Genomic DNA, 26,179 nt, shown 5'->3' with positions numbered 1-26,179 from the left:
AAAAAAGCGACTCACTATTGATTATGAGTCGCTTTTTTTATTTCAGTTTTTTATGCTAATTTTTATTCTAAGATCTTAATCATCGCACGAGGCAGTCCTAAACTATCCTGCGCTATTTGTTCGGTGAGCCATTTAAAATCAATCTCAGCCGCTGCTAATTTCTCATTGAGCTCTAGTATTTGTACAGCATCAACCGTTAGTTTTTGCGGGGTTAAATACCAATGAAAATGAGTCAATGAGTGCTTAATCGGAGCATCATCAAGCAATGACTTACTGACTGATTGTGCGGCTAGCTTATTCTTCGTCAACCATTCATTGATAATTTGCTCAGCCGTGGTGAATTCTGTCTCGTACACTTTTTCATGACTACGGACGTCACTTGGTATATTAGTTGGCTTATCATCGTTCGCTGGTTTTTTAGCATCAGTCTTACCAGTGGCTTTACTACTTGTCTTACCGTCAATTTTTTCTACAAACTGTAATGGCAAGCTCCACAATCCACCCCAAATGCCGTTATCAGGACGTTGTAGCCACAATAGTTCACTGTCTACACTTTCTATCAGTAGCGCATTGCTAAATTTGCTTGGCTTGGGCTGTTTTTTTGCTTTGACAGGATAATCGGTTTCGCGCCCCTCTGCATGTGCCAAGCAGTCGGCTTGCAATGGACATAACAGGCATGCAGGCTTGCGGCGAACACATAGCGTTGCGCCCATATCCATCATGGCTTGAGCAAATAGTCCTGAGTTTTCTTTTGGGGTTAGTCGCTCTGCCAACGCCCATAATTCCTTGGTGGTAGCAGATTTAGTGATGTCGCCGTCGATAGCGGCCCAACGTGTCAGCACGCGTTTGACATTACCATCGCAGATGACGCCGTAGCGGTGTAATCCCATCGCCATAATCGCGCCAGCGGTAGATGGACCAACGCCAGAAATCGCCTCCCAACCTGCGAGTGTCTGCGGGAATCCGCCCGTTTCATCAATCACTGCAACCAACTGCTTCGCACCTTTGTGGAGATTACGCGCGCGCGCATAGTAGCCAAGTCCTGCCCAATACTCAGCGACCACATCCCAATCTGCCGCAGCCAAATCTTGTACGGTTGGAAACGTCTCCATAAAACGCGCAAAGTAGGGCAATACGGTGGTGACTTGTGTTTGCTGGAGCATGACTTCGGATAGCCAAACAATATAAGGATTGGGCGTATCAGTCTGATGCTGCTGCCACGGCAAATCATGACGACCGTTTTCGGCAAACCAGCCGAGAAGGCGCGGGGCGAAGGAGTCTAATGCGTCAGTGGGCTGAGAAAAGGAAGTATCGGGTATGGCGGTAGATTGGGTCATAGGCTCTTATAAAATTGGCAGTAGGTAAAGGGCGCTTCGGTTACACTTAAGCAAAGCGTTCATCCTATATAGTGATTATCTGGTTGATTTACTAGCGGTAAATGTCGCTAAGTGTTTGTCCCGAGCCGTTTTTCCATTCTACCCAGCCATTGGTTGGTCGGCCAGTAACCGCTTGCGCTGCGCCACTTGGCGTTTTAAAAAGCTGGTCTTCTGTGAGTCGATAAGAATCATTATTGTGTTCAACCAATTTGCCATTTACTAACAGCTCGTGTGTTTTGTTAACAGCCCATTTTCCCAATGATGGCGTATGCCTTTTGCGAAAGAGAGAGCCTTTTAACAAGACAAAACCGTCATTATCGTAATAGCCTTGAGCATCGCAGTCTTTGGCTTTGCAATAAAACAGCATTGGTTGCTTGTCAGGTACGACTGCTGGTGCGTCTTGGAGAGACTGGCAGGTATCTGGTATCACTGGTTGGTAAGCTTCAGTATTAGGAGTATCAATACCGATCGCTTCAAAAACTGGCTGTCCAAGGGTAGATAGTAAAATATCTAATGTGTGGAACAGCTCTTCGCAGTCTGCTTGCAGCGGTGCAGGCGTGTGCGGCTTGCTGCCATTATTACCATTTTGCAAATCGTAACGCCCAACGTCTGTGGCAATTTGAATGGCTTTATGCTCCATATACAACGCATGCGTCTGAGTAATGGTGTTGTTGGTAGAGAGCATGATAAACACCCTTGTCCAAAAATCTTTACCATTATTATGGCTTTTCAGGCGCTGGGTTAAATCGCCTGTTTGCCCAATATAGAGTAGTGGTTTGTCCGTGCTATCGGTATCACCAATTAGAAAGTATAAGCCTACTTGCTTGGCGTCGGGCATACTTAAAAAATCTGCAATATGAATGCGCGGCACTTCAATCAGACGCACGGTGCGCGTGGTCATCTCAGCGACACGCAGCCCACGAGGGTTACCTGTGGGCAGGTAGATTTGAATGGTTTTTGCTGAGGGTATTAATGGATTCATAGTGGCTTATATCGTTAATAGACCTACTTCCGATTCTGGCGGGTACGCTTTTTGCGTAGACGTTTTTCTTCCTCGCGGGCTTTGCGCTTCTCTTCAGCAGCGAGACGTTGTTCAGCGACGACAATTTCTTCCGCTTCAATCATGGCTGGGGTTTCAAGCGTCATACGCCCAATCTTCGCGCTACGCAGCTCATTGATGAGAATCTCAGACATGCGATACGTATCGACTTGGTTGCCCGCGCGCACACAGCCGCGATTACGACCCGCCACTTCAAAAAACTCCCAATCGGTCTTGGGCAGTTCTTCAATTTTGTAGCGAGATTTTAGCAGCTCAGGATAGGCGTGCATGAGATACTCAGCGGTATAGCTTGCCACATCAGCGAAATCAAAAGCCGTATCACGAATACCGCCCGTTGCGGCTAGACGATAGCCAGAGTTTTCATTTTCAACCTTTGGCCACAGCATACCAGGCGTGTCATAGAGCATGATGTCATCATCGAGCTTGATGAGCTGCTGCGACTTGGTCACGGCTGGCTCGTCGCCTGTCTTCGCCACGGCGCGTCCTGCTAGCGTATTGATCAGTGTTGATTTACCGACGTTCGGGATGCCCATAATCATCGCTTTGATCTGACGGCCAGTACCGACTTTGTTGGGTACGAGGTGCTTACAGATGGCGATGATACGTTTGACGTCATCGGCTTTTTCCGTATCACAAGCAATGGCCTTGACACCATTTTGCTGCTCAAGATGGTCCATCCACGCTTGGGTCAATTCTGGATCGGCAAGATCAGCTTTATTCAGGATTTTGATTACAGGCTTTTCGCCGCGTAGTGCTGCAACCATTGGGTTTTCACTACTATGAGGGATACGCGCATCAATGACCTCGATGACCAAATCCATCTGCGGCATGATTTCTTTGATTTCGTTACGGGCTTTGTTCATATGCCCAGGGAACCACTGAATGCTTGTTCTCTTATCCATTGTCTTTCATAACCTTTTTATTCATAAAATATTGCATTAAAGACAGTGCGCGATTTTGGTAACTTTTGGCATTGTCTTTATTCATAGTTGCCAGTTTACTACAGAACCTATGTATTCACGGGACAATTTCGCCTGAGCAGTTCACTTGGTCCGCTCGCTTGACCAGGTACGCCGCTACTCTGGATGCTTATTTTCTGTTGTCTCATTGGCTGGTGGTAAAGGCGCAAGATAACCAATCAATAGTATCAAGCTACCCGCGCCAAGGAAGGAAATCACGCGCCAAATCGCTTCGGTCTGTGACAGATCAATCAGTACCAGCTTGAGCACGACGACGCCTAACAATCCAATACCCATAAACCAAAGCGCGCGTTGCCAGTAGCGACTCGCCATAATGGTGGCGACCAATGCCAAGAGTGTCCATAAAATCGTCAGTCCTGTTTGCACTTGCTCACTTTGCCATGCACCGCCTTGAGTGCCAGTACCGTCCCAGAGCGGTGTACCGATAAAGGCATGCAGCGTTCTGACCAACATGCTAGATATCAGCCAAAAGCTAATAAACCCCAGTATTATTAGTAAGCTGTCAGCATTGAATATCTGCTTGGTTTTGGTGACTGTATCTGATTGGATAGGGTTTTTGTCTCGGTGTCGCCAGCTTATATAATAAAGACTAAAACCAACCAATAGCGTCAACCACGAGGTGATGTCGTACAGGTTGAATAATGGAAAATAAGACATGTCCCAAATTATACCGTCATAAGACCAATTGGTCATGACAATCCAGAATAAAGCAATGGGAGCAAAGATCGCAGCACATCCTCGTAGTGCCTGTTGCCAGTCAAACCAATACAGTAGCCCTTGTTGTGAAGCTTTATTGGTTGATAGATTTTTTTCTCTTTGAGTGAGATCACGATGACTGAGATCACGATGACTGAGCCATAGCCCAGTCAAAATGAGTACAGCTGAGCTCAATACCGCTATGATGCCATCAGAGTCTGGTAGGCCATAATGCGCAGCGGCAGCAACCAGTAAGATACCAGTACCTAGCCAACTAATAGCCGTATAGCGTGAGGCATTGTTATTATTAATCCATGTATCAGACCAGATATCAGACCATGTTTTTAGCCATAGCTGACCTATCATGAGCCAGCCGATTATCAAACCTACGAATATCAGCCATTCTGCTGTCGTCCATGTCAAATTGAGCTCAAACTTTTGCGCGAGTTGTACCACTAGCATGAGACAAAACAATAGTAGCAATCCACGACTAAACTGCCGAATCTCCGACCATGAGCGATAGCGATTGATCATCCAATAGATCGTTAGGCTAATGAGTGCGGCTAGCGCAATGACCGTGGTCTCTAACTGCCAAGTATCAAACCAATGATGAAGATCAAGTATGAGCACTTGTAACACCCACGCCATGGCAGTCACTGTTAGGAACTTTATTAGTCTAGGACTGTGCCAAACAAGCTTGAATGCGCGGCTTTGATTATCAATAGAGGTTAGCCATTGCTGGGCAGCTTGGGTGCTGACACCAAGCGTACGGGCGTAACGAGTAACCGACTCTGAGGCAGTTGCCGCGTTGTGCTTATTACTGTTGCCATCAGTGTTGCTATTATTGAGCTCAGTCATGAGCATGGTAGGGGAGTTGCTGGCGCGTAAGATAAAGACAGTCGCCAGATAAGCAATCGCTGAGACACTAAAGGCTAAGACGGGATAGTCTTTGATAGAGAATATCGCGGTGGTCAAGAGCATACCGATACTGATGAGCTGTAAAGCCAAGCCAAATAACACGGACCATGACCGTAAGGAGCGCCTGCCAAACCAGACTAATGCGAGCCCCTGTACTGACCACCCAAAAGCAATCCACTCAGCATCCAGCGCCAGCGGTATTACCAGCGCTAAAAACCCAAATCCTAACGCCAGCATACCTTCAGTAATGAGTGCATAGCGCCCACTACGCTGGACAAACAGCCAGCCTAGTCCGAGATACACCGCTGCCAAAATTGTACTAGTAAAGGTTAGAGCATTGGAAATGTCATCGAGTAAGGCAGCAAATAAGCCAAAAGCCAGAATCGGTACTGAAAACAGCAGTCCGGTATCGATGGGGAATAGGTAGGGGTGATTACTTTTAGGTGTTTTGTCCAAATGTCCTAGTATGTTTGCATCATCTGTATGGCTAAGACTCTGGTCATTAAGCGTATTGTAAGTAATGATCTGCTGCGCATAACGAATGACGACAAATAAATAAAGCAGTAAATGTAATGCAACCAGTGTCACAAGTGACCAACGCTGCGACTCTATGACAGCGCTCAGATTTTCACTGACGCCCCAGTAGTAGGCCAAGCCAAACGTCACCGATGCACCGAATAAATTTAGGATTTTCCACGGGCGGTAATGAGCAATAACGGCAATCGTGATATTTAACAGTAGATAATAGCTAAATAAGATGACCAAGCTGCCAGTATCTTCACTGGTCAAAATCGGTGCAAAAAAACCACCCGATAATGCCAGTAATGCCAATGGGAAGGCGTTCTGACGTACGGCGAGGGCAATGGTAATGGCAGACAATAACCCAAGTCCGATAAAGCTTGGGACACTAGGAATGATTTCATAAACACTGTAAGCAAAAAAGGTACTTAGATACGCAATTGCTAAACCTGCACCTTGTAGCGTAATCCCATATGAGAAGCGTTTTGCCGTTAGCTTTAACCCAAGCGCTGCCAATGCTAACCCTGTAACGCCAACTGCTATCAGCTTTGTGGTAATTGAAATCTCGATATATTCGCTCAATAAGCGAAGCAGGAGCACCACACCTACCAGCAGCACCAGTACGCCGACTCGCACGACCAAGTTGCCACCGAAAAACCAGTTTTTTATTGAATGAATGAGCGATGTGACGATGGGTAGTGAGCGTTCATCTGGCTCAATTGGGGCAGCTGGCACGCTATGCGCAGTTGTTTTTGAGTGGGGTTGATCTATAGTTCCATCATTAGCGACGCCCGATATGATATTTTGGGCTGGCGCTGGTGCCATCGTTGGCAATGGTGGCGGTAACGTGGATGACGACGTAAATGATGATGTGGATGGTAAGGTATCTGCTGTTGACGACTTTTGTGAATCAAAAGCTGCACTCTCATTAGCGCTGTTTGTCGTAACGATATTAGAGGGCTCAGGCGCGCTATTTTTAGGCGCATTGTTTTCAGTTGCGATATTTTCAGTAAAAGACCTGCGCACATGAACACTGTCATCAGCCAAACCGGTAGATGAGGCAGTCATACGACTTATACTATTATCTTTTCTGAGGTCTTTTTGCTGTGTAAGCTCAGCTTGTAGTTTTGTGACGTCGCGGCGTAGATACTCGATTTTTCGAGTTGTCCTAGTGTATAACGCGACTACCACAATCAATAGAATCGTAAAAGCCAGCCAACCGAGCTGGGTCACCAATAGATATAACATCTTCGTTACTCAAGCCAACGGATAGTAAGGTGATAATGACGCGATTTGATAAGAAGTACAAGACTGGTCTGATGACGCTCCTCAAAAACATTGGTTAAAACATACGCAAAATAAAAGGACAGCTTAAATAGTTAAGCTGCCCTTCTTGATAAGTTTTATATCAAACTGTTTTTATGCCAAGTTTGCTTTCATAAACTCAATCATATTTTCCCAGCTTTGTTTAGCCGCTGCTTCATTATAGCCAAGGTCTACTTCATTATTGGCAGCGCGCTCATCAGCGTGTGGGTTGGTAAAGCCGTGCTTAGCGTTGTCATAGACATCGATAGTGTAATCGACATCAGCAGCATCTAGCTCTGATTTTAGACCTTCGATGGCATCCATCGATACCATTGAATCATCACGGCCATGAGCGACAAGTACTTTTGCGGCAAAGTTTTTGTCAGCTGGCTGTTTTGGCGTTGGGTTACCATGGAACGTTGCAACGGCTTTTAATGGCATGCCTTCACGTGCCATATCAAGGACAACTTTACCACCGAAGCAGTAACCGATTGCGCCCAGATTGTCACCATCCACTGATAACTGATCGCTAAAGTCGTTCAAAATCAGACGGCAGCGTGACATAAGCATGTCTTGATCAGCCAATACCTGCTCCATCCACATGTTGGCCATGGCAGCATCAGTAGTTAATTTTCCTTCACCGTAGACATCCATAGCGACAGCCGCATAGCCTGCTTCAGCCAAACGCTCTACTACTGATTTTGGATGGTCGACCACGCCCCACCATTCTGGTGCGACCAAAATACCTGCTGCTGGATTATCATCTGAAGCATTTTCTGGCAGTGCAACATAGCTGATAAGTTCGATACCGTTTTCGGTTGTACTGATTAATTCAAAAGTCTTAATTGACATATTATTGTCCTTTTTTATGTTATGAGTTTTAATTATTTGTGGCTGTGATGGTTCGTGTTCCTAACTCGTACTACCTTAACGCCCATGTCTAGCAAAAACAGCTATAATACTGTAACGCTCTTTATCAAAATGCTACTGCGACCTTATGACTATAAATTTGTTAAACAAAAATGATGACAAACCAGACTTGCACTCAAGTATTGATTCAGATACTAAGCCTACGCAATCGATGAGTTTGTTTCCTGATAGCGGCGATGTCGATTCTAATACTGGCTCTAAGTCTGAGCCACTGCGCCCGCAGTTTTGGTCGCGATTTGCATTGAACGAGCTGAATCATAGCGAATGGGAGGCGTTGTGTGATGGCTGCGGCAGTTGCTGCCTGATCAAATACATCGATGAAGATGAGGATGGCAATGTAGACGAAGAGCTGGTTGAATATACCGATGTCACATGCCAGCTAATGGACTGTGCGACGGGATATTGTAGCCATTATGCGACGCGTCAAGACTATGTCCCAGATTGCATTCAGCTCACCATGGACAACTTGCCCAACATGATGTGGCTACCATCGCACTGTGCTTACAAGCGGTTATATAAAGGACAGAGTCTGCCAAGCTGGCACCTGTTATTGACTGAGGATCCAGTGGTGACACAACACGAGATGCGCGCTGCTAATGTCGGCGTTGCAGGACGCTGTGTGTCTGAAACCAGTATGTCTGAGGAAGAGATGGAGACACGGGTGGTCAGTTGGGTTAACCCTTAGCAAAATACTGCGCTACTTTTATTTCTTCATTTATTCGTTGGATGATACTTAGTTAGACGCCTGAGCAGTAGACTTAGCTTTTGCCTCGGCACTAGATTGAGAGTGGGCGAGTGGCGGTAGTGGAATGTCTTGACGAATTTGCTGTGAGAATGCACGGCTATTGCCAGTGGAGTGCAGATTGTCAAAACCGAGCGACTTTGGATTAATATGAGTACGCTCATACCATGTATCCATCGACCAAGGTTGATCGGGCTGTTCGGGCGCTGCATCGAGCATACCGACATCGTATAGATAGTTGGGTAACCACCCAGAGACCCAAATCCGGTAATCCCATGGCAAGCGATCGCCACTGACGATACGCGCCATATAAAAGATAATATTGGTACAGTTGCTCGTCAATGTGTTGTACCAAGCAGGTTTGTTATTTAGCTCATCAATGGCAGTCAGGTAGGACTCAAATAATGATCTGACTTCATGCTGCTGCAAGTTGCTAATGGGAAATAGATAGACCTGCTCACCGCGCGCGTTGCTACGGGTATAGATAATGTCACGCTCTTCTGCCGCAATCAGGCTCAGCTCATAACGCCTAAAAAACCCAGCAAGGGCTGAAAACGACTCACCATCTTCTTTACGAATCTCAAAGGAAAAGGCAAGTGGTCTATCGTCTTCAAAACGAAAGCTGACCAAAGTATGAGCGATGAGTGGTCCCATCCAATAAGAGTTGGTCACATCGATGCCTGAGAGTTTGGACAAATCAATCGTACGGGTATCCCAGTGCGCGGTTGCTTCTGTATCTGTACGCCAATCAAAGTTGCGGACATTGGTTAACGTAATCAAATTAGGATTGGCCGCATCGCGCTTATAAGCGACTTGCTGATCGACCTCAGCCATCCAGTCACGATCCTGCTTGGGCTCAATAGAAAAAAACCAGCCCACACCCATGAGCCAAATCACGCCGTATATTCCGATGAGCCATTTATTGGCAGTGGCTTTATTAGTCACTATGTTGTCAGCTGAGGTATAGCGATACAGTATTTTTGTGACGGCACGCCAATAGCGGGTGCTAAGCAGTGCTCCTAGTAGACTTGTGACGGCAATGGTGAAAAGCCAAGTCACTATAGAGCCTATCCCGTACTGGTACCAAATCGCTAGCAGTAACCATACTGCCGATAGGAGCAGAGTAATAGCAATCAAAAAAGACACGAGCCGATGTCGCCATGTGGATTTTGGCTGTTTGCTATCTGCTACGCTATCGCTCACGCTACGATCCTTAGGATGGCGGCGTGAACGCGACGAGAGCAAGCGAGAAAAAAGAGAACGTAGCGACATAGGGTTTGTTTTGCTAAATAAAGGCTTTGACCATAGCAAAGTTTATAACACGCTGACAATACAAATTGAGTGAATTTGTCGTTGAATGTCGGTGAGCCTTGCGATAAAGTGAAGCTAATTAGTGCTGGCATGTTTACGATTGAATCATCAACTAATGATAAATCAGCCATTTTATTTGCTACTTTTGTCCCCATCTAGGCGCTACTTGTTTTTATTCACGATTATTTTAATTGCCATTAACTAAAGAGGTTAAATCACACCACCATGTCTGACGACACTCCCAGCCCGAGTAGTTGGTCGATGCGCGGCTTAAAACGCTGGCTATCGACCGCCCCCGAGACCCGTGACGAATTGATTCGTCTGGTACAAGACTCGCGCCAGTTCTTAGAGCCTGATACGGTCGATATGCTAGAAGGCGTACTCGATCTACCAGCAACCCAAGTGCGCGAAATCATGACGCCACGCCCGCAAGTGATTGGTATTCACGAAAGCACCAGCCTTGCTGAAGTGATGGACATTATTCTTGAGACCACGCACTCGCGCTATCCTGTTTTTGACAGTCAAGATGATGATGCCGTTATTGGTATCTTACTGGCCAAAGATTTGATTCCTATTTTGGTTCATATGGTGCGTAACCAAGAAGACAAAATTGATAGCAAACGCCTAAAAGACCTAGTACGTCAGCCGCTCTATATTAGTGAAACTGCGCGCTCAGATACTTTGCTACGCTCGTTGCAGCGGACGCAAGTTCATATGGCGATTGTCGTCGATGAGTTTGGTAACTTTGGTGGTGTGGTGACCATGGAAGACTTGCTTGAGGAAATCGTCGGTGACATCGTGGATGAGCATGACGATTTTGACGAAGACAGCGACATCAACAACATCGTTGCAGATCCAGAAAAGCCGAACACATGGCGTGTCCAAGCGTCTACCGTCATCGAAGACTGCAATGATGAGCTTGGTAGTCGTTTCGATGATACCGATGTCGATACGATGGGCGGATTGGTCATGCAAGCACTCGGTTATGTCGGTGACCTAGAGGGCGAGAGCGTTTTGATAGATGATTGGCAGATCACCATCACTGATGTTGAAGGACGATTTATCCAAAACCTAGAGCTAACCAAGACCACTGCAGACCAGCAGATATTAATAGGTAGCCATTAGCTTATTCATATAGTTTGTGAATCATGTCTTAGCAGCTGAGTGCTCAATGAATTTCGCTAGTAAATGTAATAAAAAACACGATAAAAAATCGTGTTTTTTGCTTTCTGGCTTTTGCTTTTTAGTTTGAGGTTTCGCTACGCAAATTTACCCATTGATGGGTTTTGACTGGTATCATGGGTGGGTTTTATTTGTGGTTCTGCATGATGTATGATGCAGCCAGCTTTGCCTCAGTTTCGCTTCAGTTTTTTTAGTGTTGAGCTGTGAAATATTTGAAAAATATAGTCTTGGATAATTGCTATGCGCCTGTCTACTGTTGATTTACAAAAACGCTTGAACCCTGAGAAGTCAAAAGGATTACATTTGGGATTGGCGGCACTGATATCTTTGTTGGCAGGGGCTGCTTTTATACTTGCGCTCGCGCCTTATGGCATTTGGCCAGTGGCTCTGATATCGCCTGCTATCTTATATGCACTATTGATGCCTGAGATGACAGGTCGCCGCGCCTTTGTTATTGGTCAGGCATACGGTACAGGGCTTTGGTGCGTGGGGGCATTCTGGCTATATACGTCTATTCATGTTTATGGCTCCACCCCTGCATGGCTTGCGCTGATTATGATTGCGTTGATGGGTCTTGGCATGGGACTGTTCCATGGGTTTTTGGCGTTGATTTTCAATCGCGTGGTCGGTAAGCAACCATTATCTTTTGCTGCGCTTTGGATACTGCAAGAGTGGATGAAAACATGGCTGTTCACAGGCTTTCCTTGGTTGTTTGTCGGTTATGCCTTTACTGAGCAGTATTGGCTGTCATCGCTCGCTCCTGTTGCTGGCGTCTTCACGGTTTCCTTTGTGGCGATACTACTGGCTGCCAGTATCGTTGAGCTGCTGCGTCGCCGTGGCGGTTATATGATTCCGTCGGTTGCGCTGCTGGTTATTAGTACTACGCTGTGGTTGGTCAATCCGCAATGGACCAAGCCCAAAGGTACGCCTGATCTGTCAGTGTCGCTGATTCAAGGCAATATCCCGCAAGATCTAAAATGGCTCACTGAGTATCAGATTGAGACCCTAAAAATCTACGCTACTTTGACGCGTGACGAATGGGGCCGTGATCTTGTTTTGTGGCCTGAGTCATCGATTCCTATGTTTCAGACAGAAGCGGTTGGTTTTATCAATGAAATGGTAGCGATGGCGAAGGAAACGGATACGACATGGGTGACGGGTATTCCCTACAAAGACGAAGCCGCGTTTGATGCCAGTACAGACAAGTATGCGCCGTTTTATAATAGCGTGGTGGCGCTTGGTGCTCAGGCAGAGGGTCTATACAAAAAGCAGCGTCTAGTACCGTTTGGTGAATACATCCCGTTTCAAGGTGTGCTTGATATATTGCCCAATCTGGCTGGTAGTCAAGACATTATGAGTTATAGCCGAGGCAGTGACCAACAATCACCGTTACAGGTGCGTGGTCATAGCTTAGGTGCTGCCATCTGCTATGAAGTCGCGTATCCAGATACGACGCGCAAAAACGCGATTGGTACGGACTTTTTATTAACCATCTCAAACGATGCTTGGTTCGGTACGTCAGCAGGTCCACTACAACATCTGCAAATGGTACAGATGCGCGCACTAGAGAACGGTCGCTGGTTTATGCGTGCGACCAATACAGGTGTGACCGCTATCATCGATCACAAAGGTCGTATCGTAGAACGCGCGCCGCAGTTCGAGCGCACGGTATTACGCGGTGAGGTGCAAGCACGAGTGGGTAACACACCATTCATGCGCTTTGGTCATTATCCTATTTTATTTATTATGGCGCTATTACTCATACTGAGTTACTTGGGCAAGCGTCCAAAAACTCCAATACGTCTGGGTAAGTAAAAACGATACACGCTCAATGGTGCTAGCCTATGATAATCAGGTAATTGGGTGAATGATGGCTATATATACCAAAAATGAGTAGTAAAATTGTTGATAATAAACCCTTTAAATACTTAAGGGTTTTCACAAATCAGTATAAATTGCGATATAATAGGTCAATATTTCAAATATTTTGTGCAAGGTGATAAGGTATGTCAGAAGGTATCGTCAATAACAATCCAAAAAAAGAGCTGTTGTTTACTCTGGGCGGCATTGCCATGTTCTTAGGTATTGTCTTACTCATTGGTGTTTCTGCATTTTTGCGTCCAGCAGGTGAGCATATCACTGCTGAGTCAACGGAAGCATCAGCGGCGGCAGACGAGGCAGAAGCCATTGCGACTGAAGACACAGCTGCTGAGACAGATACTGCGATGGTTGCAGAAGATGCGGCAGCACCTGATACGGCTGCAGATGCAGCGGTAACACCAGCAGCAGCGACAGACGCTGATAGCGCAATTGTTAGTGCAGAAGCAGGTACAGCGACAGCTTCTGGTACAGTGAGCCAAGCCGCGGTTGCCGATGCTGACTTGACCGCTGAGCAAGCAGATGGCGATTTAGATGCTGGTGATGCCGCCGCTACTGCTGATGATACTGCCACCGCACAGTAGTGTTTGCTGTCGTGACTCGATAGGTAAATAGCTATATTGCAAAATATCTTATAAGTTGGCAGTTGTATAAGTACTGATTGTTAGTAATAACAATATGATAGATGTGTTGATAGACCCATAAAAAAGCCCGTTCTCAGTCATTGAGAGCGGGCTTTTTTATGGGTATTTGTGTAATTTTTAACCAATTATTTCTTTACTTGATTATGGCCAAGTGAAACAATGTTCCGCCTATATGACCGCTCGTCTGGATAATAGGGCATTTGGTCATTAAAAAAACAATCTTTAAAGGAATAAAGCTGTGAGTACAGAATCAAAAACAGGTACTAGTGCAGCAGAGCTGCAAGCACTAGACAATGGCTTTATGGGACATCCTGCGCCATTACGCTCATTATTTTTTACCGAAATGTGGGAGCGGTTCTCCTACTATAGTATCCGTCCATTATTAGTTCTATTTATGGTTGCGACTGTGGGTAGCGGCGGTTTTGGTTTTAGTGAAGTCACGGCTTCTGCTATCTATGGTATTTTTGCAGGTTCGTTGTACTTAGCAGCGGTACCAGGGGGTTGGTTGGCTGACAACTGGCTTGGTCAAGAGCGCGCGCTGTGGTGGGGCAGTATTGTGATTGCTCTTGGTCACTTATGTATCGCGCTTTCTGCCATGTTTGGCATGACATTGTTCTTCGTAGGTCTAATCTGTATCGTCTTGGGCTCAGGATTATTTAAGACCTGTATCTCAGTCATGGTTGGCGCGCTATACCCTAAAGGGGACTCTCGCCGTGACGGTGGTTTTACCTTGTTTTATATGGGTATCAATATCGGCGCGCTATTGGCGGCACTGATCGTTGGTGTCTTCAAAGAAAAAGGCATGTGGCATGTCGGCTTTGGCGTCGGTGGTTTAGGGATGCTCGTGTCCTTGCTTATCTATCGTTTTGTCGCGCAAAAAAATCTGACTCGTTATGCCACAGCTAAAGGTATCTCTGCCGAATGGGAGCATTCCAATGACCGCTACAAAAACATTGGACGCTGGGTTGGTGGGTTTGTCGCGTTGTTAGTCGCCGTAGTGCTATTAGTGTCTACTGGCATGATATCGTTCAATCCTGAGATGGTCGCAGAGTACATGACGTATATCATCGCTGCGGTAGTCATCTTATATTTTGCGATTATGTTTATCTCACCGCGCCTCGATAAGACGGACAAATTACGCTTGTTGATCTGTTTTGTCTTAATCATCGGTTCGACGCTGTTTTGGTCAAGTTTTGAGCAGCAGCCCACGTCTTTTAACTTATTTGCTGATCGTTATACCGACCTAAACGTTTTAGGGTTTGACGTGCCTAGTATCTGGTTCCAGTCATTGAACCCATTGTTTATCTTGATATTGGCACCTATCGTCAGCATTATTTGGGTCAAGCTTGGTAACCGAGGTCTTGAGCCAAGCAGTATGGCAAAGTTTGCGCTGGGTATGTTACTTGCCGCTGCGGGTTTTGCTTTGATGATTTTTGCCTCTAAAAGCATTTTAGCACCTGGTGCGGGCTTGGCATCGCCACTATGGTTGGTAGGTAGTCTATTATTATTGACGCTAGGTGAGCTGGCATTAAGCCCTGTTGGATTATCTGCAATGACTAAGCTGGCACCAGAGGGCATGCAAGGTCAAATGATGGGGCTTTTCTTCGCTTCTATTGCCATGGGTAACTTGGTTGCTGCGTTCTTCGGTGGTCATGTATCTGCTGACAAAATCGAAGGATTACCAGGACTGTTTACTACCATGACTATTTTCTTGGTGGTGACAGCATTGTTTTTGCTAGCACTCGCTAAACCTATCAACAAAATGCTTAGAGATAGTGAGCGTGAGAAGCAGCTGGCCAAACAGTAAGCGACGTCTATGGAGCTGAGTGACCGGTATAGCCGCGAACGACAACGGCATAAATGACGTATGACAAGACGTGTTACCATTACTGGTAGCACGTCTTATTGTTTTATTTGGTGAGATATTTGGCATCAGTCATTGAAAGCTTACGCTCTGCCCAAACATCTAAGGGTAGCTCACGCTAAATATCAGTGACGCAATATCAACCTCAATCAAATATTCTCAATAAGCAGAAGCAACTATCAAGCAAACACAGTTAAAGAAAGTGCTTACTTAAACAATTACTATCGATAATAAATATTTTATTAAAACTAAAGCGGTATCAATAACCCAAAAAAGATGACTATTAGAACAAGACGATTGTAAATAATCACGCCATCATAATATTCTTAAAACATCTAGAAGGACACATTCAATGAAAAAACAAACCATTCACGAGCGGATAGCTAGCCTACGTGCGAGCTTAGTAGAGCAAGATCTCACCGCAATCATCGTGCCCTCTGCCGATCCTCACTTGTCTGAGTATCTACCAGAGTACTGGCAAACCCGCCAATGGCTATCAGGATTTACCGGTTCTGTTGGTACGCTAGTTGTGACAGCTGAGTTTGCTGGTCTGTGGACTGATAGCCGCTATTGGGTACATGCTGCTGATCAGTTAGCAGGTACAGGTATCACTTTAGAAAAGCTCGCGCCAGATCAACCAAACCATATCGATTGGTTAGCCGAACATCTACAAGAAGGGAATAGCGTGGCAATAGACGGCAATGTGCTCTCTATCACTGAGCAAGACCGATTGCTCACGGCCCTTGATGTGAATGATATTACTTTGATCACTGAGCGTGATGTATTGACGAGCGTTTGGACAGATCGCCCGGCCCTGCCAGCTGCCAAGCTATACGTACATGATGAGCAGTTCCTTGTCCAGTCTGCTGCTTCAAAACTTGTCGCAGTACGTGAAGGTATGGCAGCGGCAGGAGCGACCCATCATTTGCTTTCAAGCTTAGATGACATCGCTTGGTTGACGAACTTACGCGGCGCTGATGTTGATTATAATCCTGTATTTTTATCACATATGCTGATTGATGCAGACCGTGCGACGTTGTTTGTTGATAGTGATAAAGTCAGTGCTGACATAGCACAGAGTCTAAAAGACAGCGGTATCACCTTGGCTGATTATTCGGCTGTACAAGAAGCACTTGGTGCACTGACGCCAGACGATTTATTGCTATTAGATCCGAGCAAAGTTGCCGTTGGCACACTCTCAAAAATGGCAGATGATGTTGGTTTTATTGAGCAGATGGCACCCAGTACACTGCTTAAGTCTGTGAAGTCTGATGCAGATATCGAGCATGTGCGTGAGGCCATGCGTCAAGATGGTGCTGCTTTAGCTGAATTCTTTGTCGATTTTGAGCAGCGTCTAGCGGCAGGCGAGCGTCTAAGTGAGCTGGATGTCGATAGTATGCTGATAAAGGTACGTAGTCGTCAGCCGCATTATGTCTCGCCAAGCTTCCCGACCATCGCAGGTTTTAACGAAAATGGCGCATTGCCCCATTACCGCGCGACACCAGAGAGTTTCAGCTACCTTGATGTGAGTGAAGGCGAGGGCGGATTGCTACTGATAGACTCAGGTGCGCAGTACCAGAATGGCACGACAGATATCACCCGCGTGGTTGGTATCGGGCAAGTCACCGCTGAGCATAAGCGTGATTTTACGACGGTACTAAAAGCACATATTGCGCTTGCCCGTGCGCATTTCCCTGATGGCATCGCCTCACCGTTGATTGATGCGATTTGCCGTGCCCCGCTGTGGCAAGCGCAGATGGATTATGGTCATGGTACCGGTCATGGCGTTGGATATTTCTTAAACGTACACGAAGGCCCGCAAGTCATCGCTTATAGTGCCAGCACCCCAAAAGAGCGCGCGATGAAAGTCGGTATGATTTCAAGTAATGAGCCAGGTCTATACCGCGAAGGCAAATGGGGTATTCGTATCGAGAACTTGGTGGTGAATACATCAGTTGCCAGTCCTACTGAGACAGAGTTTGGTCAATTCTTAAACTTTGAGACCATTACTTACTGCCCAATTGACACGCGTCTGATTGAGCCATCGTTGTTGGATCAAACCGAGATAGACTGGCTAAATGACTATCATAGCCAAGTCTATGCAGAGCTAAAAAATCGGGTCGAAGGCGCCGCGTTTGAATGGTTGACTGAACGTACCAAAGCCATTTAATATCAAGCTCAAAACATTAAATAAAAATAAAAAGCCCCGTAAAGATTTACGGGGCTTTTTAATGCTCGTTACTTACTGCTGAGCGGCTGTTTCTAACGGCAAGTCCAATATTGAAAAATAAGCAAAGTTAATGGATGCTCTTAGCAGCTTCGTTATTAGCAGTCGAATCATTCTGTTCGCTCAAATGCTGGGTCACCTCAGCACGTAGCCAAGACTTTAGATTTTCAGACAATAGCATCATTTGCTCACTCAAATAATCATCGACTTGCGTTTCAAGTTCACGGATAAGCTCTTGATGCGTTATATCTAATTTTGCGTCTTTTAACACTAAGTTAATCGCTGTGCTGGTTTTATGATGAATGTCTTTAATATGGTTTTCGCTAATAGCATGGGTTTGTTCGTTAATAGTTTTGCTATTATCACTTTTATTATCGCTAGCACTACTTTGAGTCTTTTGTGTTTCTGATGCTTCTTTTTCGGTCTTTGCAATAGAATTATCAGTAACCGCACTGTCTGTAATGGCTTTATCAGCATTTATTTTTTCTATATCGGTAGCGGTAGGCTCTCCTTGATTATTGTCTTCTTTCAGTACTGACTGCTTATTTTTTTCTTGTTCTTTTTGAGCTGCTTCAGCCAGTTCGGATTCTGCTTGGAGTGCCGCTTTTTCGGTCTCTTTTTTCTGCTCTTCTTCTAATCGCTGTTTTTCGGCTGCTTCATTTGCTTGCTCTTGTTTGTCAGCGATAGCTTTGGCAATGGCTTGTTCGGCATTATAATTGTCGTATAGCTCGTCCACATGAGTATCCAGATCATGCGTATTAAATTCAAAGCTTTCGAATGGAGTGTCAGCTTGTAGTAGAGTGGTGATGTCTTTGAGTTCTTGAGTGATTGCTGCGCGTACCGGCTCAGGTGCGCACGTCCAGCGCTGATAAAACTGATGGGAAAATGAGTAGCTTGACATGGTATCTTCCATAAATGTTCCAAAAATTACCCCTTATCATACGCAAGTACGATAAGGGGCTGCAAGTGGACAAACGTAGCCAACCTGACACCAGCGTTACAACGCAATCATTATCATGCACTGCGATGCAGATGGGTGGCTGTTATTGATTGATGGGCCAACGTGCAAATACCAAGGACCCATTGGTACCGCCAAAACCAAAGCTATTAGAGACAGCATACTGTAGGTTATCGACCTTACGCGATTGATTAGCCACATAATCGAGGTTACAGTTGTCTTCGACGTCATCTAAGTTGATTGTCGGTGGTACATGTTGGTTCTGTAGCGCAAGTACGGTAAAGATAGCTTCAACACCGCCAGCAGCACCCAGCAAATGCCCCGTCATTGATTTAGTCGAGCTGACCAAGATACTGTCTTTAACAGGAGAGAACACAGTTTCGATAGCAATGGACTCCGCCACGTCGCCCGCAGGTGTACTGGTACCATGAGCATTGACATAACCCACGCTTGATGGCTCGATACCCGCATCATTGAGTGCATTTCGCATCGCTTTTGCAGCGCCGCTACCGTCTTCTGGTGGTGCGGTAATATGACTGGCATCATCGCTCATACCAAACCCGACAAGCTCTGCCAAGATCGTTGCGCCGCGAGCTTTGGCGTGAGCAAGACTTTCTAAGACGACCACGCCAGCACCATCCCCAAGTACAAAACCGTCACGACCTTTATCGAATGGACGCGATGCTTTGGTGGGCTCATCGTTACGCGTTGAGAGCGCGTGCATGGCACTAAATCCAGATATGCCAAGTGGGCTTGAGCCTTTTTCACTACCACCCGCCAGCATGACATCAGCATCACCATAAGCAATCAAACGCGCTGCCAAACCCATAGCATGAGTGGCAGTGGTACAAGCGGTTGATGTTGCCAAGTTCGGACCTTTTAGGGTGTGTTTGATCGCGACCAATCCTGCCGCCATATTGACAATAGATCCTGGAATGATGAAAGGTGACACCTTGGCTGCGCCTTTTTCACGTAGGGTATCGCGGCTGTTTTCGATGGTTTGGATACCACCAATACCTGAGCCCAAAATAATACCAAAACGATCTTGCTCCACATCTTGTACTGGCGCATCAGCAGCACTGATCTCATCAATAAACCCAGCATGCTTCAATGCCATAGAAGATGCTGCAATCCCATAATGTATAAACTCATCATAGCGGCGGGCATCTTTGGCGCTCATATACTGTTTGGCATCGAAGTCTTTGACCACGCCTGCGATCTGAGCACGGTAGCCTGTGGCATCGAAATGAGTAATCGGTGCGATACCACTATCACCATTGAGCAATTTGGACCACGAGCTATCAACATCTAGACCAAGCGGTGTGATGGCGCCCATCCCTGTGACCACCACGCGAGTCTCATCAGAACGCTCGTAGTGCGGTGGTTTTTGACGCGATTTATGTACAGGTGCTGCGGTCATATTGTTTGTGTCATCATTGGTGGCTTGGTCAATAGGTGAACTGCTGTGTTGGCTCATACGATATGTCCTATACTTACGGGTCCTAAGAGGATGGCATTTTAAAAGTTATTATAAAACACATAGGTGCACGTATGTAAACTAAAATATAACTGGTCAGGCAAAACAGACCTGACCCAATACCACGCGTTTATTGGCACCAGTTACTACTGGTAAATTACCCGTTTCACCCATGATAGTTTGACGGGCTAACCACGCAAAAGCGACGGCTTCTACCCATGTTGGCGCCAGCCCCAGATCGTCAGTAGTTTGTACTGTACAGTGAGGTAGATGGGCTTGTAGACGTGTCATTAGATAATCATTTAGTGCGCCGCCACCACAGACGTACACCGAGCTGTTTTTATCCGTATCTGTAAACATACTGATTTGCGTGCTCGCACTGATAGCGGTTAGTTCAGTCAAAGTGGCTTGTACATCAGCCGCTGAATAACTGACGTTGGCATTGGCGTGTTTAAAAGCCTGTAGCTCATCCTGTAGCCATGCCAAATTAAAGTCTTCACGACCAGTACTCTTGGGATAAGGCTGAGCAAAAAATGCATGGGTCAATAGCTGTTGCAATAGCGGCTCGATGATGGTGCCAGATTGTGCCCAAGCGCCTTTTGCATCATAGTCATTACCTGTATGTAACGCTGTCCATGCATCCATCAATAAATTAGCAGGCCCAGTATCATAGCCAATGACGTTATCTGCGCTATCTACGTTATTATCCAGATTGCTGTCTGCGCTATTAGTTAACGCTGGCAAGACGGTTATATTAGCAATACCGCCCAAATTTAGGAGCACGCGTGTGCTATCAGGTGTAGCAAATAAGGCCTGATGAAACGCAGGTACTAAAGGCGCACCTTGACCACCAACTGCCATGTCACGACGACGAAAATCACTGACCACGCTGATGCCTGTACGCTCAGCGATGATATTGGCATCGACCAGTTGCAAACTAAAGCCCATTTGCGGGCGATGACGGACGGTTTGTCCATGACAGCCAATCGCCAGTACTGATTCGGGGTCGGTATTTGATTGCTGCAATAAGGTATTGACCACTTCGCTTGCGAACTCCGCATACGCGCGGCTTGCCCAGCCAAACCAATCCAATTCACTGTTTGGTTCACCGGCCTCCGGTACGAGTTGATTCACACCATTCGGCTGACATAGCCCCAGTAGCACTTCACGCAGTCTTGGTGGAAACTCTTGACTATATGTCGCGAGAAGTTGCATTGCTGGTTGGCTATTCTCTTCATCAATGGTGTTTTCTTTGTTGGTATTTTCTTTATCAGCCATGTCGTTATTGAACTGACAAAGAACTGTATCCATCCCATCCAAACTGGTGCCTGACATCATGCCGATATATAAGCCATCATCAAAGCTTTCAAACACCGTTTGCTCAAGAGCGTCGGTCAGGGTGGCGTAGTTCGAACCATCATGGGCTAAGTCGTCGATATCGTTTGAGTTATTATCCAAACTATTATTCATAAGCAAGTCGGCAAGGGCATTATGATCAGTATCAGTAGGCGATGCGAGGTTGGTCATGGCAATTTACCTTAAAAAACGCTAGTATATCCGTCAAATTCTAGCATTTTTTCTCACCTTTTGAGCTTCTAAACGTCATAAGGTATTGAGCCAGTAATAATCCCTTATAAAAACCCTAACGACAGCAATATATAGAGAGTACCATGACCGATAAAACCTACACCCTAGAAGAACAACTGGCCCTTATTCAGCGCGGTACGCAAGAGATACTCTCCGAAGACGATTTGGTGGCTAAGCTAAAACTCAATCGCCCGCTACGTATCAAGGCAGGCTTTGATCCTACTGCGCCCGACCTGCATTTAGGTCATACAGTACTGATCAATAAGCTCAAGCATTTTCAAGATTTGGGTCATGAGATTTATTTTCTAATCGGTGACTACACGGCCAAGATTGGCGACCCTTCTGGTAAGAACTCTACACGTCCGCCATTGACTGATGAGCAAATCAAAGCCAATGCAACAACCTATGCTGAGCAAGTATTTAAAATCTTAGACAAAGAAAAAACTCGCGTGGTCTTTAACTCTGAGTGGTTCAGTGACATGAGCGCCGCTGACATGATTCAGCTTGCCAGTCAGCAGACGGTCTCGCGTATGCTTGAGCGTGATGACTTCTCTAAACGCTATGCTTCGCAAACACCTATCTCAATCCATGAGTTTCTGTATCCATTAGTGCAAGGCTATGATTCTATCGCGCTAAAAGCCGATGTTGAGCTTGGCGGTACCGATCAAACCTTCAATTTACTAATGGGACGCACATTGCAAGGGCGCTATGATCAAGAGCAACAAGTCTGCATCACAGTACCTATTTTGGAAGGGCTAGACGGCGTTAATAAAATGTCCAAATCACTAGGAAACTATGTCGCCATCTATGATGCACCAGGCACCATGTACCAAAAAATCCTATCGATGCCAGATACCTTAATCCAACGCTATTTTGAGTTTTTGAGCTTTAAGCCAATGGACGAAATCGAAGCCTTGATGGCGGAGATGGAAGCTGGTCGTAATCCACAAGAAATCAAACGTATTCTAGCTGAAGAATTGATCGAGCGTTTCCACGATGCGGATGCCGCTGCCAATGCGCACAAATCTGCTGGTAATGTGTTAGCAGATGGTGAGCTACCGGTTGATTTGCCAGAAGTGACATTAACGCTTGAAGAAGGTCAAAATGCCTTATTTATCGCGCAAATCCTAAACCAAGCTGAGCTTGCCAAAAACGGCGCCGCGGCAAAAGATATGGTCAAGCGCGGCGCGGTAAAAGTCGATGGTGAGGTAGTTGATGGTGGGTTTAGCTTAACCTCAGGTCAGACGGTCGTGATTCAAGCAGGCAAAAAGGGCTATGCTAGAGTAACGGTGGGCTAAGCTCTCAAAGTATTTGATTATTAAATACCAAGGCAAACTTATCAAACGGCATATGAAATAAAATATTTTTTAATGAGAGTAACACATGCTAAATCAACCAACCCTGTCACATAACGGTGTTACTCTTGAGCCGTTAACGCTAAGTCATACCAATGAGTTAATGGTGGCTTGCCAAGATGGTGAACTTTGGGAAAAAACAACCACATCTGTACCTACGCCGACAACAGTTGCTGACTATATTAATAAAGCCACAAATATGACAGATAGAGTGGCTTTTGTAGTGATAGACGAAAGGACAGGAAAAGCTATCGGAAGTACAAGTTACCATGACATCTTATCTCAAGCAAAGCGTTTAGAGGTTGGTTATACATGGTATGCCAAATCGTACTGGCGTAGTCATATCAACACAACCTGTAAGCTCATGCTATTAACTCATGCTTTTGAAACTTTAGAGTACCTAACCGTTGGATGGCGTACAGATATTGAAAATACTCAATCGCAACAGGCAATTGAAAGAATAGGTGCCAAAAAAGATGGCATCATACGCGGTATTAGAGTACGTCGAAATGGTGTGGTCACGGACACGGTGATGTATAGCATGTCAAAAGATGAATGGTTTGAGCATAAAATCAAGTTAATAGAGAAGCTAGCTAAGTATGAAAAATAATAATTTTGAAACCATCCCCCAAGGCATTTACCGCCATTACAAAGGCAGCTTGTATCAAGTATTGCATACCGCGCAGCACTCAGAGACCGAAGAGTCGCTCATAGTCTATCGTTGTCTGTACGGTGAGTATGGGGTGTGGGTACGCCCGCTTGCGATGTTTGCTGAAACAGTCAGCGTTGAAGGTAAAGAGGTACCACGATTTGAGTTGATTCAATCATTGAATGATTAGTACTGAACCACCACGCACGAGAAATTTCACCCAAAAAAAACGACCCGTTGAGGTCGTTTTTTTTGTTTTATATCTAGGTTTTAGATAGATGCGCCATTAGTTGTTCAAAAATGCAATCAATGCTTTATTGAACTCTTCGCTATGGGTCACATTGATACCGTGTGGACCACCTTCAATGACGTGTAATCTACTGTCTGCAATCATATCGTGAGAGCGTTCACCACTGGCTTCGATTGGTACGATTTGATCCGCATCGCCATGTATGACTAATGTCGGTACATCAAACGCTTTTAAATCATCGCGAAAATCGGTATAGCTGAACGATTTGACGCAATCAAAGGTTGCTTTAGCAGAAGCGAACGCTGCGATGTCACGGTTGTATAAGCGCATGGGCTTGCTGACCAGCAACTTACCATCTTTTGGGGTAAAGAAGTTCTTAGTAAAATCATTTAAAAAGGCAATACGATCATCGCTGACACCATCCAAGAAACCTTGAATATCTGACTCTTCGAGACCACCATCAGGATTGTCATCTGCTTTAAATAAATATGGCGGGACCGCAGACGCGAGTACTGCTTTACTCACACGCTCTGAGCCGTATTTGCCCAGATAACGCGCCACTTCACCGCCGCCCATAGAGAATCCAACGATGGTCGCGTCTTGTAGATCGAGCGCCTCCATCAACCCTTTCAAGTCTTCGGCTAGCGTATCGTAATCATAGCCATTCCATGGTTTAGACGATTGACCAAAACCGCGTCTGTCATAAGTAATGACTTGATAGCCTGCTTCGACTAGCGCAGGTAGCTGTGCTTCCCAAGCGCGACCACTGAGTGGCCAGCCATGGATGAGTATGACAGGTTTGCCTGTACCTTGGGTTTCGTAATAGAGTTCAACCGGTTGATCGTCTTGTGTTGCAACAGTGACATAGGGCATTATCTTATCCTTTTGGTATTATTATGTTCATATATTTTTATGTTGATGCTTATCAGTGAATGTTATTCATAGTGAGTCATTAAGGATTAGCATCAGCTTTTAAGTATAGAACTAGCCCAAAACAATTGCGATGACAGGTTGTAAAGTTATAGTAGGGATTGTAAAGCGGTTGTGTAAAACTCTAGTTAATCTTGTAGAAATTCTTTTAGGACTTTATAGAAGGCTATAGGTGCATCTAGTGGCACGGCATGACCTGAGTATGGCAGTATGATTTCACTAGCATTGGGCAGCATTTGGGTGATTCTTTGCTGCCATTTAGGGTCATAGAGCGTTGATTGACCACCGATCAAGCTGACGACGGGAATGGTGATGTTTTCTATACCTACCCGAAAATCATAAGGTATGGCAAGATACGCTTGTAGGCAGCGCATCTTATGTTGCCATGTCTTATGATTATAAAATGCCAGTTTATGATCATTTTGATGAGTGAGTGCGCGTACGATGGCTTTCGAGCACGGGCGGCTGACAGAGAGTAAAGAAAATAATTTCTCAACATCGGTCACACGGCGTTTAAGAGAAAAAGGCAAATGCGTAAAGCATTCGACTTGCGCATACGGTAGCGTCATATCAATAATTTCTTGGAAAACTGCAAACATCTCCGTTTGCCGATCACCAAACAATCCACCTTGCCAAGCTGGTTGATTGTGAATAACAGGGCTTTGATCGATGTTCAAATAGCGGCTGATACGGGATGTGCCAAAGTGGGTAAAGTAAGACCACATCACCAATGCCCCCATCGAAATCCCAGCAACGGGTAACGACTCTACGTTACGGTTTATGCAAACATGATCGATGATGGCATCAATATCTTCAGCGTACTGATTGACAAAATCAAACGGCGTCACCTCGATATTTTTTGCGGCACCAAATCCCCGAAAATGCGGCAAGTAAAATTCATATTTACCGATCAATGGCAGTATAAAAGGTAAAAACTCTCGTGCATCCATACCATAAGCATGCATCATCATGACGGGTGTACCGCGTCCAATAACCGATACGGGGAGCGCTGTACCATCTGTTGCTTTGATAGTGATTGTCTGTAATTGATAAGGAGCGGGCAAAGTTATGAGGTTCTTTTTCATAGAGGGATCACTTTGGGTTATGAAGTCACCTTTTGATTGGTAGAGACATGTTGATTTGTTAAGACAGATCACTACAAAACAGGCTTTATCGCCGATAAAAGACTGTTATATTAAACAGTCATCTGACCATATAGTCACCTGACCACAAAAATGTTATAAAATAAATCAACTAAACGATTACCACAATAAATAACCATGACTTACTCCCTAGATTATCGCAAACAAGTCTTAAAAAGCTTAGATGAGGGCATGACCT

Annotated in this window: 20 protein-coding genes; 9 read left to right on the top strand and 11 right to left on the bottom strand. The window is 45.5% G+C overall.

Features of this window, described 5'->3' with window-relative positions; all coding sequences use genetic code 11:
* Positions 1-62 precede the first annotated feature (62 nt).
* The 5 genes from mutY to NJD71_RS08740 all read right to left on the bottom strand — a co-directional run bounded on the left by mutY (position 63) and on the right by NJD71_RS08740 (position 7,706).
* Positions 63-1,337, bottom strand: coding sequence for an A/G-specific adenine glycosylase (gene mutY, locus NJD71_RS08760; protein ID WP_319051592.1), 1,275 nt, complete (start codon positions 1,335-1,337; stop codon positions 63-65).
* A gap of 91 nt (positions 1,338-1,428) precedes the next feature.
* Positions 1,429-2,358 carry a GIY-YIG nuclease family protein gene (locus tag NJD71_RS08755; protein ID WP_319051591.1) on the bottom strand — a complete coding sequence of 310 codons (930 nt, stop codon included), beginning with the start codon at positions 2,356-2,358 and terminating at the stop codon, positions 1,429-1,431.
* A gap of 23 nt (positions 2,359-2,381) precedes the next feature.
* A complete protein-coding gene (gene ylqF, locus NJD71_RS08750) occupies positions 2,382-3,338 on the bottom strand; it encodes a ribosome biogenesis GTPase YlqF (RefSeq protein ID WP_319051590.1) in 957 nt (318 codons plus the stop codon).
* A gap of 174 nt (positions 3,339-3,512) precedes the next feature.
* Entirely contained in the window at positions 3,513-6,797 is a 3,285-nt protein-coding gene (locus tag NJD71_RS08745) for a DUF2339 domain-containing protein (protein WP_319051589.1), read from the bottom strand.
* 171 nt (positions 6,798-6,968) lie between these two features.
* Complete coding sequence (locus NJD71_RS08740; RefSeq protein WP_319051588.1) at positions 6,969-7,706, bottom strand: dienelactone hydrolase family protein; 738 nt, start codon at positions 7,704-7,706, stop codon at positions 6,969-6,971.
* Between the two features lie 229 nt (positions 7,707-7,935).
* Between NJD71_RS08740 and NJD71_RS08735 the strand changes: the two genes are divergently transcribed.
* On the top strand, positions 7,936-8,469 hold the full coding sequence (locus tag NJD71_RS08735) for a YcgN family cysteine cluster protein (RefSeq protein ID WP_319051647.1): 534 nt from the start codon (positions 7,936-7,938) through the stop codon (positions 8,467-8,469).
* Positions 8,470-8,517: 48 nt separating this feature from the next.
* Here the strand turns inward: NJD71_RS08735 and NJD71_RS08730 are convergent, their stop codons facing one another.
* Entirely contained in the window at positions 8,518-9,729 is a 1,212-nt protein-coding gene (locus NJD71_RS08730) for an Lnb N-terminal periplasmic domain-containing protein (RefSeq protein ID WP_319051587.1), read from the bottom strand.
* A 333-nt stretch (positions 9,730-10,062) separates the two neighbouring features.
* Here NJD71_RS08730 and NJD71_RS08725 point away from each other — a divergent pair, with 333 nt between their 5' ends.
* The 5 genes from NJD71_RS08725 to NJD71_RS08705 all read left to right on the top strand — a co-directional run bounded on the left by NJD71_RS08725 (position 10,063) and on the right by NJD71_RS08705 (position 17,575).
* Positions 10,063-10,962, top strand: a complete 900-nt coding sequence (locus tag NJD71_RS08725; protein ID WP_319051586.1) for a CBS domain-containing protein — start codon at positions 10,063-10,065, stop codon at positions 10,960-10,962.
* Between the two features lie 297 nt (positions 10,963-11,259).
* On the top strand, positions 11,260-12,834 hold the full coding sequence (gene lnt, locus NJD71_RS08720; RefSeq protein ID WP_319051585.1) for an apolipoprotein N-acyltransferase: 1,575 nt from the start codon (positions 11,260-11,262) through the stop codon (positions 12,832-12,834).
* Between the two features lie 191 nt (positions 12,835-13,025).
* The gene (locus tag NJD71_RS08715) at positions 13,026-13,481 is read left to right on the top strand and encodes a hypothetical protein (protein ID WP_319051584.1); all 456 of its coding nucleotides are present in this window, start codon (positions 13,026-13,028) and stop codon (positions 13,479-13,481) included.
* Between the two features lie 361 nt (positions 13,482-13,842).
* Positions 13,843-15,348, top strand: a complete 1,506-nt coding sequence (locus tag NJD71_RS08710) for a peptide MFS transporter (RefSeq protein WP_442967666.1) — start codon at positions 13,843-13,845, stop codon at positions 15,346-15,348.
* A gap of 409 nt (positions 15,349-15,757) precedes the next feature.
* Positions 15,758-17,575: an aminopeptidase P family protein gene (locus tag NJD71_RS08705; protein WP_319051582.1), complete on the top strand. Its 1,818-nt coding sequence runs from the start codon at positions 15,758-15,760 to the stop codon at positions 17,573-17,575.
* A gap of 127 nt (positions 17,576-17,702) precedes the next feature.
* On the opposite strand, the gene NJD71_RS08700 is transcribed toward NJD71_RS08705, so the two are convergent.
* The 3 genes from NJD71_RS08700 to NJD71_RS08690 all read right to left on the bottom strand — a co-directional run bounded on the left by NJD71_RS08700 (position 17,703) and on the right by NJD71_RS08690 (position 21,537).
* Positions 17,703-18,545, bottom strand: coding sequence for a hypothetical protein (locus tag NJD71_RS08700; RefSeq protein ID WP_319051581.1), 843 nt, complete (start codon positions 18,543-18,545; stop codon positions 17,703-17,705).
* A 130-nt stretch (positions 18,546-18,675) separates the two neighbouring features.
* On the bottom strand, positions 18,676-20,010 hold the full coding sequence (gene fabF, locus NJD71_RS08695) for a beta-ketoacyl-ACP synthase II (protein ID WP_319051646.1): 1,335 nt from the start codon (positions 20,008-20,010) through the stop codon (positions 18,676-18,678).
* 153 nt (positions 20,011-20,163) lie between these two features.
* Entirely contained in the window at positions 20,164-21,537 is a 1,374-nt protein-coding gene (locus NJD71_RS08690) for an anhydro-N-acetylmuramic acid kinase (RefSeq protein WP_442967665.1), read from the bottom strand.
* Positions 21,538-21,737: 200 nt separating this feature from the next.
* On the opposite strand from NJD71_RS08690, the gene tyrS reads away from it, so the two are divergent.
* The 3 genes from tyrS (at position 21,738) to NJD71_RS08675 (ending at position 23,848) form a co-directional block, all read left to right on the top strand.
* Positions 21,738-22,952 (top strand): tyrosine--tRNA ligase, encoded by a 1,215-nt coding sequence (gene tyrS / locus NJD71_RS08685; protein WP_319051579.1) that lies wholly within the window; start codon positions 21,738-21,740, stop codon positions 22,950-22,952.
* Positions 22,953-23,037: 85 nt separating this feature from the next.
* Complete coding sequence (locus tag NJD71_RS08680) at positions 23,038-23,619, top strand: GNAT family N-acetyltransferase (RefSeq protein ID WP_319051578.1); 582 nt, start codon at positions 23,038-23,040, stop codon at positions 23,617-23,619.
* Complete coding sequence (locus NJD71_RS08675; protein ID WP_319051577.1) at positions 23,609-23,848, top strand: DUF1653 domain-containing protein; 240 nt, start codon at positions 23,609-23,611, stop codon at positions 23,846-23,848. The genes NJD71_RS08680 and NJD71_RS08675 overlap by 11 nt, the downstream gene beginning before the upstream one ends.
* 96 nt (positions 23,849-23,944) lie before the next feature.
* Here the strand turns inward: NJD71_RS08675 and NJD71_RS08670 are convergent, their stop codons facing one another.
* Positions 23,945-24,781 (bottom strand): alpha/beta fold hydrolase, encoded by an 837-nt coding sequence (locus NJD71_RS08670; protein WP_319051576.1) that lies wholly within the window; start codon positions 24,779-24,781, stop codon positions 23,945-23,947.
* A gap of 185 nt (positions 24,782-24,966) precedes the next feature.
* Positions 24,967-25,923 (bottom strand): alpha/beta fold hydrolase, encoded by a 957-nt coding sequence (locus tag NJD71_RS08665; protein WP_319051575.1) that lies wholly within the window; start codon positions 25,921-25,923, stop codon positions 24,967-24,969.
* Positions 25,924-26,179: the final 256 nt, after the last annotated feature.

The organism is Psychrobacter sp. PP-21, from assembly GCF_033790785.1.
Taxonomy (GTDB): domain Bacteria; phylum Pseudomonadota; class Gammaproteobacteria; order Pseudomonadales; family Moraxellaceae; genus Psychrobacter.
This window is presented reverse-complemented; position numbering and strand designations above follow the sequence as displayed.